This window comes from Bradyrhizobium sp. USDA 376, from assembly GCF_054063675.1.
Map to the genome: position 1 here is coordinate 2,874,486 of NZ_JBSSGN010000001.1, position 13,751 is coordinate 2,888,236.

A 13,751-nucleotide genomic window follows, 5' to 3' on the forward strand; every position below is an offset into this window, starting at 1 on the left:
ATTGAGCGGCTTTTCCATCAAGTGGCGAGCCGGCCGAATCCGGCCGATTAAGCCGCCTTTAGCGAATGCTCGCATAGGGTTCCGGCCATCCATTTCCCCTGCTCCCCGGTTCTTGGGGCCGGTCAAGTCGCGGCAAGTAAGAGCGTTTTCGGATGGAGCAGCCTGCCTGGCAGTACGATCCTGGCGTGCCCGAGCCGTCGGCAACCCCGGCGGCGGCGCGGACGCTCGTGATCGATCTCGAGGGCGCCCTGCTGCGGTCCGAGCTGCTGATGGAGGCGCTGTTCTCCAGCCCCGGCCGCATGCTGGCCCGCTTCGGCGCCGGCGGACGCGCCGGGATGGCGGCGCTCACGGCGATCCTGGCGCGGGCCAGGATCGACTACGCCCATCTGCCCTATGATTCCGATGTGCTGAACCGGGCGCTAGCGGCGCGGGCGCGGGGCGAGAAGATCTATCTCGTCGCAGGGCGGTTCGCCGCGCACGCCGCCGGCATCGCGGCGCATCTCGGCTTCGATGGCGTCGTCACGCCGGCCGATCTCGCCGCCGGCAATCTGCCGTTCGATCGGGCCGCGATCGAGCGCGTCAGTGCACGCAGCGGCAACCGCGCGAGCCTCAAGACCTGGGCGAACGCGCTGCGCGTCTACCAATACGCCAAGAACACGCTGGTGTTCGTGCCTGTTATCACCGCGCACCAGATGAATCTTTCGACGCTCGGCTACGCACTGCTGGCGTTCCTGGCGTTCTCGGCCTGCGCCTCCGGCGCCTATCTGATGAACGACCTGCTCGATCTCGCCGCCGACCGGCAGCATCCGACCAAGCGCCACCGCGCGCTCGCGGCCGGCGATTTGCCGATCTCGTCCGCGCTGACGGCGATCCCCGCGCTGTGGCTGTTTGCGGTCGCAGCTTCCCTCTTCATCTCGCCGCTGTTTCTCGGCGTGCTCGGCGCCTATCTCGCCACCACGATCGCCTATTCGCTCGCGCTCAAGCGCAAGATGCTGGTCGACGTCGTCACGCTCGCCGGGCTCTACAGCTTGCGCATCGTCGCCGGTGCCGTCGGTGTCGGCGTCGTGCTGTCGGAGTGGCTGCTGATCTTCTCGCTGTTCGTGTTCACCTCGCTGGCGCTGATCAAGCGCTTCAGCGAGCTCAGCATGCGCGAGGGTGCCGGTCTCGCCGATCCCTCCAACCGCGACTACCGGGTCACCGATCTGCATGTCATCGCCGCGATGGCGGCGGCGAGCGCCATGAACGCGGTGACCGTGTTCTCGCTCTATGTGTCCTCGTCCGCGGTGACGCCGCTGTACAGCCGCCCCTGGATGCTGTGGCTCATGACCCCGCTGCTGCTGTACTGGTTCGGCCGGGCCCTGATGATGGCGCATCGCCGCGAGATGCCGGATGATCCGATTCTTTACGCCTTCCGCGACGGCCCGAGCCGCACCGCGGTGGCGGCGATGATCTGCATCATGCTGGCCGCGATCTGAGCGGGCGCTTGCGCAGCCTGCCCCGAGTGGATACATCGCGGGCAATCCGAAATGAGCCTATTGTTCCAAGAGACCGATTCGACCCGAGGTTCTGAAACACCATGACCGTACGCCTGCACCGCGGCGACCTGCCCGACCTGTCCCGCTATACCGGAGCCGTGGCGATCGACACCGAGACCATGGGACTCAATCCCCACCGTGACCGGCTCTGCGTGGTGCAGCTCTCGCCCGGCGACGGCAGCGCCGACGTGGTGCAGATCCCCAAGGGCCACACCGACGCGCCGAACCTGAAGGCGCTGCTGGCCAATCCGGACATCACAAAGATCTTCCACTTCGCGCGGTTCGACGTCGCGGTGCTGTACCAGACCTTCGGCGTCATGACCGGGCCGATTTATTGCACCAAGATTGCCTCCCGCCTGACCCGCACCTATACCGACCGCCACGGCCTGAAAGACCTCGTGCGCGAGGTGCTCAATGTCGACCTCTCCAAGCAGCAGCAGTCCAGCGACTGGGGCTCCGACAGCCTGACCGAGCCGCAGCTCGCCTACGCCGCCTCCGACGTGCTGCACCTGCATGGCTTACGCGAGCGGCTCGACGCCATGCTGGTCCGGGAGGGCCGCACCCAGCTGGCAAAGGCCTGTTTCGACTTCCTGCCGACCCGCGCTCTGCTCGACCTCCAGGGCTGGGAGGAAGAGGACATCTTTGCGCATTCCTGAGGCCTGAGCGGGCCTCTAAAGCATGATCCGGACCCGAAGGGCCGCGCTAGCGCAAAGTGCGAAGCGGTTTTCCGGAAAAGATCATGCGCAAACAATAGGGTGGGCTGGCGCCCCGTTTCGGACACTTTCCTGCGGCCTCTCGCGGGCTGCACATTCGGTCGCCGCCGGGTACAATGGCGCGGCCTTCAACCGGACAAGGCGAGCGACCCTCTGGAGCAGCGGTGAATTCGGCCCAGAATCCCACCTACGACGCCGCGCTTGCGGCGAAGTTTGCCAGCGCGGCGCGCCACAGCCGCCTGGTGCGGATTCTGCGCGTCGCGGTGCCGGCGGCGGTGGCCGCGTCCATCGCCGTGATCGTCGCCGTCTCGACCTTCCTCAATCCCTTCACGATCCCCATCAAGCTCGACTCCGGAAATCTCGTGGTGACGGGCACCAAGATCACGATGGAATCGCCACATATGTCCGGCTTCACGCCGGACCGGCGGCCCTACGAGCTCTGGGCCAAGACGGCAACGCAGGACATCACCGACCCTGATCATGTCGATCTCGCCGATCTGCGCGCGAAGGTGCTGATGGAGGATCAGTCCACCCTGTTTCTCGATGCGCGCACCGGCCGTTTCGACAACAAGCAGCAGCAGCTCGACCTGCACAAGGACATCTTCCTGCGCACCTCGACCGGCTATGAGGCGCGGCTGAATTCCGCCTTCGTCGACATGGGCAAGGGCACGGTCTCCTCGGACGAACGTGTCGACGTCAAGCTGACCAACGGCACGCTGACCGCCGATCGCCTGCGAATCACGGAAGGCGGCGATGTCATCCGCTTCGAAGGCAATGTGGTGATGCATCTGGACAAGCTGGACGACGGTGCCGCCGCTCAACCTGCGCCGCCCGAGCCAGCGCCGCCGCCGGCCAAGTCAAAGAACAAGTCTGCGAATTCGAAGTGATTTTCATGATCAGGATTTTTCCGCGCAACGAGGACAAGCGGTGCGCCATCAGCGCTGCGGCCGCGCTGGCCTTCGGCGTCGCGCTGATCGCTGCCGGTGCGGCCATCGCGCAGAGCACGATGCAGGGCGTCCCGAACGCGATGCAGGGTTTCTCGCAGAACCGCGACCAGCCGATCCAGATCGAGGCCGCTTCGCTCGAGATGCGCGACAAGAAGAAGGAGGCGACCTTCGCCGGCAACGTGAAGGTCGTGCAGGGTGACACCACCATGACCTCGAAGACGCTGGTGGTGTTCTACGAGTCGAGCGGTGACAAGCCCGCGACGGCGCAGCCGGCGGCGAAGGGGGCCAAGAACAGCAGCACCGGCGCGCCGATGCAGTCGGCGACACCAGGGCCCGGCGGCGCCTCGTCGATCAAGCGGCTGGAGGCGCGCGGCAATGTGGTGGTCACCCAGAAGGACCAGGTGGTGACCGGCGAGACCGCCGTGTTCGACACAAAGACCAACCTCATCACCATGCTCGGTGGCAGCGGCGGCCAGGTGGTCCTGACGCAGTGCAAGAACGTGCTGCGCGGCGACCGCCTGATGGTCGACATGACCACGGGCGTCTCGCGGGTGGAGTCGGACACCGGCAGGGTGCAGGCCCTGCTGCCGCAGGGTGGCGGCAGTGATTGCGGCCCGGGGGGCCAAGGGGGCAAGCCCGCCGCAGGGTCGCCTCTGCAACTGCCTGGTGCAAGTAAACCGAAGTAAATTCAACGACTTGCTCTGGAAGCTCCCGATCCGAGGTTGAAGCTTGCCCGGCGAGACTGTATCTAGCGCGAAGGGCTTTCGAAGCGGGGTCCGCCGCTTACCGGGCGTGTTTCATTGGGCATGAGACATCCCTTCACTCATGCTGCGTCGGCGAATCGATAAGGCCGGGGCGGCAGATCGCGCGAATGCCGCGAAAAGTTAGAAGGCGGGGATGGTCGATCTCTTCAGCATGTTCCGTCGGCGCCCCGCCAAGCGCGGCCGGCCAGGATTTGCACGCCAGGACATCACCGCCCTCGGTGACAGCGTCGGTGGCCTCGTGCCGAGCCCGGTGCGGGATGCGCCGCCGATCGCCCGTGACCAGCCGATGCGTGCGCCCGACCAGTTCCAAGGGGATTATCAGGTCGATTACCAGGCCGACTATCAGGCCGAGGCACCGCGGGCCCAGCCGGTCCACCCGGTCAGGGCGGCCGCCAAGCCGAACGGCGCCGGCGGGCCGCAGCTCCTGAAGCGCCCGGGCTTCCTGGCTGTGCATAGCGTGGAAAAGAGCTTCGGCAGCCGCCAGGTGGTGCGCGGCGTCAGCATCTATGTGCGCCGCGGCGAGGCGGTCGGCCTGCTCGGCCCGAACGGCGCCGGCAAGACCACCGTGTTCTACATGATCACCGGCCTGATCAAGGCCGACCGCGGCGCGATCGAGCTCGACGGCCACGACGTCACGAAACTCCCGATGTATCAGCGCGCGCGGCTCGGCATCGGCTATCTGCCGCAGGAAGCCTCCATCTTCCGCGGCCTCACCGTCGAGCAGAATATCCGCGCCGTGCTCGAAGTGGTCGAGCCCTCGCGCAAGAAGCGCGAGCAGCAGCTCGACTCGCTGCTCGACGAATTCAACATCACGCGCCTGCGGAAATCACCATCCATCGCGCTGTCGGGCGGTGAGCGTCGCCGCGTCGAGATCGCACGCGCGCTGGCGACGCGTCCGAACTACATGCTGCTCGACGAGCCCTTCGCCGGCATCGATCCGATCGCGGTCGGCGACATCCAGGATCTCGTTCGCCATCTCACCAACCGCGGCATCGGCGTGCTCATCACCGACCACAATGTGCGCGAGACGCTCGGCCTCACCGATCGTGCCTATATCGTCTATGCCGGTGAAATCTTGACCGAGGGCAGCCCGGATGAAATCGTCGCGGATCCGGACGTTCGCCGCCTTTACCTTGGCGAGGAATTCCGCCTCTAGCCCTTTTTTCCAATTCGTCAAGCCGTGTACATCGGGCTGAGACTAGGATAAGCAAAAATCGGACCAACTTTTCGGGATCGGTTCTTGCTTCATGGCGCTTACGCAGAGATTAGAGTTCCGGCAATCGCAGTCGCTGGTCATGACGCCGCAGCTGATGCAGGCGATCAAGCTGCTGCAATTGTCCAATCTCGATCTCACGACCTTCGTGGAAGAGGAACTCGAGCGTAACCCGCTGCTGGAACGGGCCAGTGACGAGGCCCCCACCGAGGCTCCGGCCGAGGCCGGCCAGTTCAGCGACGGCGATGATTTCGGCGGCAGCAACGGCGACGAGCCGGGTGGTGGTTCGGGCGAGGCCTTCGAGCCGGGCCAGGAAGAATGGATGAGCAAGGATCTCGGCACCCGCGCCGAGATCGAGCAGACCCTGGATACGGGCCTGGACAACGTCTTCTCCGAGGAGCCGGCCGAGGCCGCGGCGCGCAACGCCCAGGACGCCGCGCCGACCACCTATACCGAATGGGGCGGCGGCGCCTCGGGTGACGAAGACTACAATCTCGAAGCTTTTGTCGCGGCCGAGACGACGCTGTCGGACCATCTTGCCGAGCAGCTCTCGGTTGCCTTCACCGCACCCGCGCAGCGCATGATCGGCCAGTACCTGATCGACCTCGTCGACGAGGCCGGCTATCTGCCGCCCGATCTCGGCCAGGCTGCTGAACGTCTTGGCGCGTCGCAGCAGGAGGTCGAGGACGTCCTTGCCGTGCTGCAAAAATTCGATCCGCCCGGCGTCTGCGCGCGCTCTCTCAGCGAATGCCTGGCGATCCAGCTTCGCGAGCTCGACCGCTACGATCCGGCGATGCAGGCCCTCGTCGAGCATCTCGACCTGCTCGCCAAGCGCGACATCGCCGCCCTGCGCAAGCTCTGCGGCGTCGATGACGAGGACATCGCGGACATGATCGGCGAGATCCGCCGCCTCAATCCCAAGCCCGGCATGAAGTTCGGCTCGGCGCGGCTGCAGACCATGGTGCCCGACGTCTATGTCCGTCCGGGTCCTGACGGCGGCTGGCACGTCGAGCTCAACAGCGACACCCTGCCGCGTGTGCTGGTCAACCAGACCTACTATTCCGAACTGTCGAAGAAGATCGGCAAGGACGGCGACAAGTCCTACTTCACCGATGCGCTGCAGAGCGCCACCTGGCTGGTGCGCGCGCTCGACCAGCGCGCCCGCACCATCCTGAAAGTTGCAACCGAGATCGTGCGCCAGCAGGACGGCTTCTTCACCCACGGCGTGGCGCACCTGCGGCCGCTGAATCTGAAAGCCGTCGCCGACGCCATCCAGATGCACGAATCCACGGTGTCGCGCGTCACCGCCAACAAGTACATGGCGACAAATCGCGGCACATTCGAATTGAAATATTTCTTCACCGCCTCGATCGCCTCGGCCGACGGCGGCGAGGCGCATTCGGCCGAAGCCGTGCGGCACCACATCAAGCAGCTGATCGATTCGGAGGCGCCCTCCGCGATCCTGTCGGACGACACCATCGTGGAACGGTTGCGCGCCTCGGGCATTGATATTGCCCGCCGCACGGTCGCGAAGTACCGCGAAGCCATGCGCATTCCCTCCTCGGTGCAACGCCGCCGCGACAAGCAGAGCGCTCTTGGTAACGTCCTCTCCACCGCACTGTCCGATCGCTCCCGTAACACCGAGCCGGCCTGATTGCGCTCGCGCCAAATCGCGCTACTCTCAATCCCCCCATCGAGACCGGTCCAAGCATGCGCATGATCCGGAAAAGTGCACCGCGGGTTTCCGAGCGGACCATGCGCAGGGAACAACCCCAGCGGCGATGACGCGTCATCGCAGCTCGGCGTAACCAAGCGAGGCATCACATGACCCTTCGAATTTCGGGAAAGAGTGTCAGCGTCGGCGAGGCCCTGCGCGGCCGCGTTACCGACCGGACCGAAGAGGTCCTGCGCAAATATTTCGACGGCAATTATTCCGGCCACATCACGCTCTCGAAGGATGGCTTCGGCTTCCGCACCGACTGCGCGCTGCATCTGGATTCAGGAATAACGCTGGAGGCCGATTCGAACGCGCCCGACGCCTATGCCAGCGCCGACCAGGCGCTCCTGATGATCGAGAAGCGCCTCAAGCGCTACAAGAGCCGGCTGAAGGATCGTTCGGCCCGCAAGGCCCATGTCGCCAGTGCGGCGCTGGCCGCGCTCGACGCCACGGCTTACGTCCTGGAGGCGCCTGGCGAAGGTGAGGACGAGGAGGAGATTACCGGCTACAGCCCCGTGATCATCGCCGAGGCAACCACCTCGCTGAAGCAGCTCTCGGTCAGCGAAGCCGTCATGGAACTCGACCTCAGCGGGGCACCCTGCCTGGTATTCCAGCATGGCTCTAGCGGCCGGGTGAACATCATCTACCGCCGCGCCGACGGCAATGTGGGCTGGATCGACCCGCCCGGGGCCAAGGCCGACGGCAAGGCGGGCGGTTAGGGCCGAAAATCGGGCCCCGTATCAACCACAGGCCTTAACAATGACCGGGGCAAAGCCGCACGCAGCAGTTGGCACCGGGATTGCGTTGGAGTAGAAGCGCCCCACATCAGGATCGGGGCTAAGTCCCCCTCCTGCTTCACCTTCTTGACGCCGGCCCGGCGTGGTTTCTTTCCAAGCCGGCCAATTCGGAACCTGTCGGTTTAATTCACCTCGGAAACCTTCCATGCCGATTACCGATCTGGTCGCACCCGAGGCGATTCTCCCGGCATTGAAGGTCAACAGCAAGAAGCAGGCCCTGCAGGAGCTTGCGGCCAAGGCCGCTGAGCTCACCGGGCAGAACGAGCGCTCGGTGTTCGAGGTGCTGCTGCAGCGTGAGAAGCTCGGCACCACCGCGGTCGGCTATGGCGTCGCCATTCCCCACGGCAAGCTGCCCAAGCTGGAGAAGATCTTCGGCCTGTTCGCGCGCCTCGATCGCCCGATCGATTTCGAGGCGATGGACGGCCAGCCGGTCGACCTCGTCTTCCTGCTGCTCGCGCCCGAAGGCGCCGGCGCCGACCATCTGAAGGCGCTCGCCCGCATCGCCCGCCTGCTCCGCGACCAGGACATCGCCAAGAAGCTCCGCGCCTCGCGCGACGCCCAGGCGATCTATTCGGTGCTGGCCCTGCCGCCGGCGACCGCGGCTTAAGACCCCTTCCGCCCGTTCGAACCCGCGCCGCGCCGTCTGCGACTTATTTGCAGCCGGACGCTGCGATATTTCGTCACCATGCTCACCTGCGACCGGCACAGTTTCGGCGCGGGGATTTTGCCACATGATTTGCGGTTCGATTGGCCGGGCCTTTGGTCTGCTCTGCTCTGTCACCATTGCTGCCACGGTCGTGGCCCATGCTGACGACGCGACGAACGATCGTGTCATCGCCGAGAAGACCGAGATCATTGCGGCTGACCCGACCAATGCCGCGGCTTACGAGTTGCGTGGCGAAGCGTATTACATGAAGCGCGACAAGGATCGCGCGTTCGAGGATTGCAGCGCCGCAATCCGGATCGATCCGAATTTCGGCCGCGCCTATCATTGCCGCGGGCGCGCCTATTCCGCCAAAGGCGATCGCGATCACGCCATGGCCGACTACAACGAAGCCATTCGCCTCGATCCCGGCTACGAACCGTCCTACACCTCGCGCGCAGAGGAATATTTCAACAAGCGCAATTTCGACCTCGCGATCGCGGGCTTCACCGAGGCCATCGAGCGCAGCCCCAAGCAGGCTTACCGCGCGCTCGTCATGCGGGGACAGGTGTATGCGGCGAAGGGCGACACCGATCGCGCCGTCGCCGATTACACCGAGGCGATGCAGCGCAATCCGGCGGCCGCGTGGCCCTATGAGCTGCGTAGTAACATCCATCTCAACAAGAACGAGATCGATGCAGCTCTCGCTGACTGCGACAGCGCCGTCCGTCTGGAGCCCGGAAGTGCCGGTGGCCACTATTGCCGGGCCATGGTGTTCCTGAAACAGGACGATGCCGACGGCACCATCCGGGAGCTGGATGACGTTACCAGGATCATGCCGTCCTTCGAGAAAGCCTATCTCGTTCGAGGCGTCGTCCTGCACAGGAAGGGCGACGACAAGCGCGCCCTTGCCGATCTCGACGAAGCGATTCGGTTACAGCCGGGGAATATGGACGCCTACAAAGATCGCGCCGGTGTGTTTCGGGACATGGGACAGCACGAGCGCGCGCTCGCCGACTACAACCAGGCGCTTCGACTCGATCCCAAAAGCCAGGATGCCCTGGCCAATCGCGGCCTTCTCTACATGCTGATGTCCGACGCCAAGCATGCGCGCGCAGATTTCAACAGCGTGCTCGCATTGCCGCCGACCGACAAATGGGCCGTCGACACCGCGCGCGAGGGGCTCGGGTTTCTGAAATGACAATTTCGAATCAGCGTGCATCTCCGCGCTCGTGCCCCGGACGCAGCGCAGCGCTCCCGGCGATGCGAAGCATCGTCCGGTGCGGTGCGCTGCAGAGCCGGGGCCATGCGGCCGACTGCTATCCGTGTGGCACTGGGTCCCGGCTCTGCGCAGCAACGCTTGCGCGTTGCTGCTTGTCCGGGACACGAGAGCGAGCGCTCGCAATGACGACGCGGAAACATCATCGCATCAAAATGAAAACGGGCACGCCTTCGTGCGAAGGCATGCCCGTCAAAACTCTATCCGTACGACGCGTGCGCTTTAGTGCACGCTGACGGCCTGCAGCTCGTTGCTCCAGGCGTTGGCGACCGCGGCTTCGCGGCTGTCGGTCAGCATGATCGGCGTGCCGTCGGCGGCGTGGAGCGCGAAGAGCTTGAGGCCCGGCGCGATTTTGGGCGCCTCGGGGAACAGGTCCGGCACGTCCTCGGAACGGATCTGCTTCACATAGGCGATATGGCCTTCGCCCAGGGTTGCCAGCGTCTCCGGAGAGACGTTCTTGGCTTCGTATTCGAACGCAACGTGACCTTCACTCATGGTCTCGACTCCTTCACAGAAACTAAGCGGTCGAGTCCGCTACTCGTTCCATTATTCGTGCTCATTGATAGCGATTGTCTTAACGATCCGCTCCGGTTCAGGCCGGGCCAGGTCGATCGACAACAACCCGTTCTTCAGATCCGCACCCAGCACCAGCATCCCCTCCGCCAGCACGAAGGTGCGCTGGAAGTGGCGCGCGGCGATGCCGCGATGGATGTATTGCCGGGTCTTGTCGTCCTGCTGACGCCCGCGGATCACGAGCTGGTTTTCCTCAATGGTTACATCGAGTTGGTCGCGGGTGAATCCGGCGACCGCCAGCGTGATGCGTAAGCGTTCGGGCTGGCCGTCCGACCGGTCACACCTCTCGATATTGTAGGGAGGGTAGCCGTCGGCGCCTTTGACGACCCGATCGAGCACGCGCTCGATCTCGTCGAAGCCCAGAAGGAACGGACTGGATAACGTGGGAACACGAGACATAGTTTACAAAGTCCTCTCGAAGCGACTTTGGTGTTTCGGGGCCCGATCAAGGCACCCCTTGGTCAGCAATATGGGCATATCCGCTTGTGGGTTCAAGGACGTAGCGGAGGGCTGTGGATGGGTCGCCTTGCCGCTAACCCGCTCTGCCATCGCACAAAATGCTTACAATTCGTCATCGCTCCGTGAAGCGCAGACAGGCGAATCTCCGGGACGATTTATCCCAATGAAAACAGACCCCCTTCTACGGTGCATGGGGTTGTTTTCGCGCTTTTTGATAGAGCAGGCGCCGGAACCCGTCAGGCCTCGATCCGCTTCCGCCCGTCGCCGTTGAACAGGTGCAGCTTTTGGCGCACTGCCGCGACCCGGATTTTCTGGCCGATGGCGGGGGCGTCGGTGCCGGGGATGCGGACGATGACCTCGCCGGGCGGCAGCTCGCCCGGGGTGGCGGCGACGCGCTGGTCCTCCTGCTCGCGGGAGCCGTAGACGAAGGTTTCGGCACCGACGCGCTCGATGGCCTCCACGGTGAGCGGCAATGCCACGCCGCCGGCGGGCGTCTGGTCGGTGATGACAAAATCCTCCGGGCGGATGCCGACGATGCCGGCCTCGCTCGCGGCGCTGCCGAGCTGGGACTTGATCTCGTCGGGGCGCGTCGACATCAGGTTCATCGGCGGCGCGCCGATGAAGGAGGCGACGAAGGTCGTCGCCGGCTTCTCGTAGATCGCAAGGGGATTGCCGACCTGCTCGACCTGGCCGCCGTTCATCACCACGAGGACGTCGGCGAGCGTCATCGCCTCGAGCTGGTCGTGGGTGACGTAGATCGACGTCGTGTTGAGCCGGCGCTGCAATTTGCGGATCTCGACCCGCATCGCGATGCGCAGCTTGGCGTCGAGATTGGAGAGCGGCTCGTCGAACAGGAACACCTTCGGCTGGCGCACGATGGCGCGGCCCATGGCGACGCGCTGGCGCTGGCCGCCGGAGAGCTGGCGCGGCTTGCGTTCGAGCATGGCGGAGAGCTCGAGCACGCGCGCGGCTTCCTCGACGCGGGTCTTGATCTCGGCCTCCGCCATGCCGCGGTTGCGCAGGCCGTAGGCCATGTTGTTGTAGACGCTCATATGCGGATAGAGCGCGTAGTTCTGGAACACCATCGCGATGTCGCGATCGGCGGGCTCGATCTGGTTGACGACGCGACCGCCGATGTCGATCTCGCCGCCGGTGACGGTCTCGAGGCCTGCGACCATGCGCAGCAGCGTGGACTTGCCGCAGCCGGAGGGGCCCACAAGCACGCAGAACTGCCCGTCGGCGACATCGACGTTGACGCCTTTGATGGCCTCGAAGCCGCCGGTGTAGGTCTTGCGGACGTTGCGCAGGGTGACGTTAGCCATGGAAACTCGCTTCTTACTTTTCCGTCTCGACCAGGCCGCGCACGAACAGTTTCTGCATGGCGACGACGACGAACACGGGCGGCAGCATGGCCAGCACGGCGGTCGCCATCACGATCGGCCATTCGGTCAGCGCGTCGGTGGTGGTGATCATCTTGCGGATGCCGACCTGGATGGTCTGCATGTCGTCGCGGGTGGTGATGAGCAGCGGCCAGAGATATTGATTCCAGCCGAGGATGAACAGGATCACGAACAACGCCGCCATGTTGGTGCGCGACAGCGGCAGCAGCGTGTCCCAGAAGAAGCGCAAGGGGCCGGCGCCGTCGATGCGCGATGCTTCCAATAGCTCGTCCGGCACGGTCATGAAGAACTGGCGGAACAGCAGCGTCGCGGTGGCGGAGGCGATCAGCGGCAGCGCGAGGCCCGCATAGCTGTCGAGCATGTGCAGGTCGGCGACGATCTTGTAGGTCGGATAGATGCGCACCTCGACCGGCAGCATCAGGGTGATGAAGATGATCCAGAAGATCGACATCCGGAACGGGAAGCGGAAATACACGATCGCATAGGCCGAGATGATGGAGATCGCGATCTTGCCGATCGCGATCGCCAGCGCCATCACCAGCGAGTTCAGCATCATGTTGCCGACGGGCTCGCGGGTCGAGCCGCTCGTGCCGACGAAGATGGTCTGGTAGTAGACCTCGAAGAAATGGCCGCCCGGCAGCAGCGACATCTGCCCGTTCGCGATCAGCGCGTTGTCCTGGGTCGAGGCGACGATCGCGATGTAGACCGGGAATGCGACGATCGCGATCCCGATCCAGAGGATGAAATGGGCGACGTAGCGCCTGATGCCCTCGTCCTCGACCATCAGTAGGTCACCTTGCGTTCGACGAAACGGAACTGGATTCCGGTGAGCACGATGACCATGATCATCAGGATGACAGATTGCGCCGCGGAGCTGCCGAGATTGCCGCCGAGCAGGCCGTCCGAATAGACCTTGTAGACCAGCGTCACGGTCGACGTGCCGGGACCGCCGCGGGTCATGGTGTCGATGATGCCGAACGTGTCGAAGAAGGCGTAGACGATGTTGACGACGAGCAGGAAGAAGATGGTCGGCGACAGCAGCGGGAAGGTCACGGTCCAGAACCGTCGCATCGGGCGCGCGCCGTCGATCGCAGCGGCCTCGAATACGCTTTTCGGGATCGCCTGCAGGCCGGCGAGGAAGAACAGGAAATTATAGGAGATCTGCTTCCAGGCGGCGGCGAGGATGATGAGGCCGGCGGCCTGGTTGCCGTCGAGCAACGGATTCCAGTCGATGCCGGCGGCGCGCAGATAGCGCGAGATCACGCCGAGCGAAGGATGCAGCATGAAGATCCAGAGCACGCCGACCACGGGCGGCGCGACCGCATAGGGCCAGATCAGCAGCGTGCGGTAGAGCATCGAGCCGCGCAGCGGCTTGTCCGCCATCACGGCGAGCAGCAGCGCGAAGGACAGCGACGAGATCGCGATCGCGAACGAGAAGAAGAAGGTGCGGACGACCGCTTCGAAATAGGCGGGGTCCTTGAACAGCTCGATGTAATTGTCGAACCAGACAAAGGTGGTGGAGAGACCGAAAGCGTCCTGGAGCAGGAAGGACTGGATCACCGCCTGCAAGGCCGGCCAATAGAAGAAAATCAGGACGATCGCGAGCTGCGGCGCAACCAGCGCATAGGGCAACAGCTTTGACTGGAAAATGGATTGCTTTTGCATGATGCCCCGGAAGCGGCAGGCCGGGTGACCGGCCTGCCGCCAGTCG

The 13,751-nt window shown here is 64.5% G+C and carries 14 protein-coding genes; 9 read left to right on the plus strand and 5 right to left on the minus strand.

Annotated features, from left to right (window positions below; translation table 11 throughout):
• Positions 1–152 precede the first annotated feature (152 nt).
• The 9 genes from ACVJ19_RS13560 (at position 153) to ACVJ19_RS13600 (ending at position 9,530) form a co-directional block, all read left to right on the plus strand.
• Entirely contained in the window at positions 153–1,475 is a 1,323-nt protein-coding gene (locus ACVJ19_RS13560; RefSeq protein WP_453948710.1) for a UbiA family prenyltransferase, read from the plus strand.
• A gap of 101 nt (positions 1,476–1,576) precedes the next feature.
• Positions 1,577–2,191, plus strand: a complete 615-nt coding sequence (locus ACVJ19_RS13565) for a ribonuclease D (protein WP_453948709.1) — start codon at positions 1,577–1,579, stop codon at positions 2,189–2,191.
• Between the two features lie 221 nt (positions 2,192–2,412).
• Positions 2,413–3,135: an LPS export ABC transporter periplasmic protein LptC gene (gene lptC, locus ACVJ19_RS13570; RefSeq protein WP_453948708.1), complete on the plus strand. Its 723-nt coding sequence runs from the start codon at positions 2,413–2,415 to the stop codon at positions 3,133–3,135.
• A gap of 5 nt (positions 3,136–3,140) precedes the next feature.
• Positions 3,141–3,881 (plus strand): LptA/OstA family protein, encoded by a 741-nt coding sequence (locus ACVJ19_RS13575; RefSeq protein ID WP_453948707.1) that lies wholly within the window; start codon positions 3,141–3,143, stop codon positions 3,879–3,881.
• Between the two features lie 211 nt (positions 3,882–4,092).
• Entirely contained in the window at positions 4,093–5,115 is a 1,023-nt protein-coding gene (lptB, locus tag ACVJ19_RS13580; RefSeq protein ID WP_453948706.1) for an LPS export ABC transporter ATP-binding protein, read from the plus strand.
• A 91-nt stretch (positions 5,116–5,206) separates the two neighbouring features.
• The gene (rpoN, locus tag ACVJ19_RS13585) at positions 5,207–6,826 is read left to right on the plus strand and encodes an RNA polymerase factor sigma-54 (protein ID WP_453948705.1); all 1,620 of its coding nucleotides are present in this window, start codon (positions 5,207–5,209) and stop codon (positions 6,824–6,826) included.
• 170 nt (positions 6,827–6,996) lie between these two features.
• Positions 6,997–7,608 (plus strand): ribosome hibernation-promoting factor, HPF/YfiA family, encoded by a 612-nt coding sequence (gene hpf / locus ACVJ19_RS13590; protein WP_453948704.1) that lies wholly within the window; start codon positions 6,997–6,999, stop codon positions 7,606–7,608.
• 223 nt (positions 7,609–7,831) lie between these two features.
• Positions 7,832–8,293 (plus strand): PTS IIA-like nitrogen regulatory protein PtsN, encoded by a 462-nt coding sequence (ptsN, locus tag ACVJ19_RS13595; protein WP_008141251.1) that lies wholly within the window; start codon positions 7,832–7,834, stop codon positions 8,291–8,293.
• A gap of 124 nt (positions 8,294–8,417) precedes the next feature.
• Positions 8,418–9,530 carry a tetratricopeptide repeat protein gene (locus ACVJ19_RS13600; RefSeq protein WP_453948703.1) on the plus strand — a complete coding sequence of 371 codons (1,113 nt, stop codon included), beginning with the start codon at positions 8,418–8,420 and terminating at the stop codon, positions 9,528–9,530.
• Between the two features lie 300 nt (positions 9,531–9,830).
• On the opposite strand, the gene ACVJ19_RS13605 is transcribed toward ACVJ19_RS13600, so the two are convergent.
• From ACVJ19_RS13605 to ugpA, 5 genes are all read right to left on the minus strand, one after another.
• Positions 9,831–10,103, minus strand: a complete 273-nt coding sequence (locus ACVJ19_RS13605) for a BQ00720 family protein (RefSeq protein WP_018645064.1) — start codon at positions 10,101–10,103, stop codon at positions 9,831–9,833.
• Positions 10,104–10,154: 51 nt separating this feature from the next.
• Positions 10,155–10,580 (minus strand): Hsp20 family protein, encoded by a 426-nt coding sequence (locus ACVJ19_RS13610; RefSeq protein WP_011083554.1) that lies wholly within the window; start codon positions 10,578–10,580, stop codon positions 10,155–10,157.
• Positions 10,581–10,876: 296 nt separating this feature from the next.
• Positions 10,877–11,962, minus strand: a complete 1,086-nt coding sequence (locus ACVJ19_RS13615) for a sn-glycerol-3-phosphate import ATP-binding protein UgpC (protein WP_453948702.1) — start codon at positions 11,960–11,962, stop codon at positions 10,877–10,879.
• A 13-nt stretch (positions 11,963–11,975) separates the two neighbouring features.
• A complete protein-coding gene (ugpE, locus tag ACVJ19_RS13620) occupies positions 11,976–12,824 on the minus strand; it encodes a sn-glycerol-3-phosphate ABC transporter permease UgpE (protein ID WP_063685706.1) in 849 nt (282 codons plus the stop codon).
• Complete coding sequence (ugpA, locus tag ACVJ19_RS13625) at positions 12,824–13,705, minus strand: sn-glycerol-3-phosphate ABC transporter permease UgpA (protein ID WP_453948701.1); 882 nt, start codon at positions 13,703–13,705, stop codon at positions 12,824–12,826. The genes ugpE and ugpA overlap by 1 nt, the downstream gene beginning before the upstream one ends.
• Between the last annotated feature and the right edge of the window lie 46 nt (positions 13,706–13,751).

Coding starts and splice junctions, on each gene's coding strand:
- ACVJ19_RS13560 (WP_453948710.1), top strand. CDS start 153: ATGGAGCAGCCTGCCTGGCAGTACGATCCTGGCGTGCCCGAGCCGTCG.
- ACVJ19_RS13565 (WP_453948709.1), top strand. CDS start 1,577: ATGACCGTACGCCTGCACCGCGGCGACCTGCCCGACCTGTCCCGCTAT.
- ACVJ19_RS13575 (WP_453948707.1), top strand. CDS start 3,141: ATGATCAGGATTTTTCCGCGCAACGAGGACAAGCGGTGCGCCATCAGC.
- lptB (WP_453948706.1), top strand. CDS start 4,093: ATGGTCGATCTCTTCAGCATGTTCCGTCGGCGCCCCGCCAAGCGCGGC.
- rpoN (WP_453948705.1), top strand. CDS start 5,207: ATGGCGCTTACGCAGAGATTAGAGTTCCGGCAATCGCAGTCGCTGGTC.
- hpf (WP_453948704.1), top strand. CDS start 6,997: ATGACCCTTCGAATTTCGGGAAAGAGTGTCAGCGTCGGCGAGGCCCTG.
- ptsN (WP_008141251.1), top strand. CDS start 7,832: ATGCCGATTACCGATCTGGTCGCACCCGAGGCGATTCTCCCGGCATTG.
- ACVJ19_RS13600 (WP_453948703.1), top strand. CDS start 8,418: ATGATTTGCGGTTCGATTGGCCGGGCCTTTGGTCTGCTCTGCTCTGTC.
- ACVJ19_RS13605 (WP_018645064.1), bottom strand. CDS start 10,103: ATGAGTGAAGGTCACGTTGCGTTCGAATACGAAGCCAAGAACGTCTCT.
- ACVJ19_RS13610 (WP_011083554.1), bottom strand. CDS start 10,580: ATGTCTCGTGTTCCCACGTTATCCAGTCCGTTCCTTCTGGGCTTCGAC.
- ACVJ19_RS13615 (WP_453948702.1), bottom strand. CDS start 11,962: ATGGCTAACGTCACCCTGCGCAACGTCCGCAAGACCTACACCGGCGGC.
- ugpE (WP_063685706.1), bottom strand. CDS start 12,824: ATGGTCGAGGACGAGGGCATCAGGCGCTACGTCGCCCATTTCATCCTC.
- ugpA (WP_453948701.1), bottom strand. CDS start 13,705: ATGCAAAAGCAATCCATTTTCCAGTCAAAGCTGTTGCCCTATGCGCTG.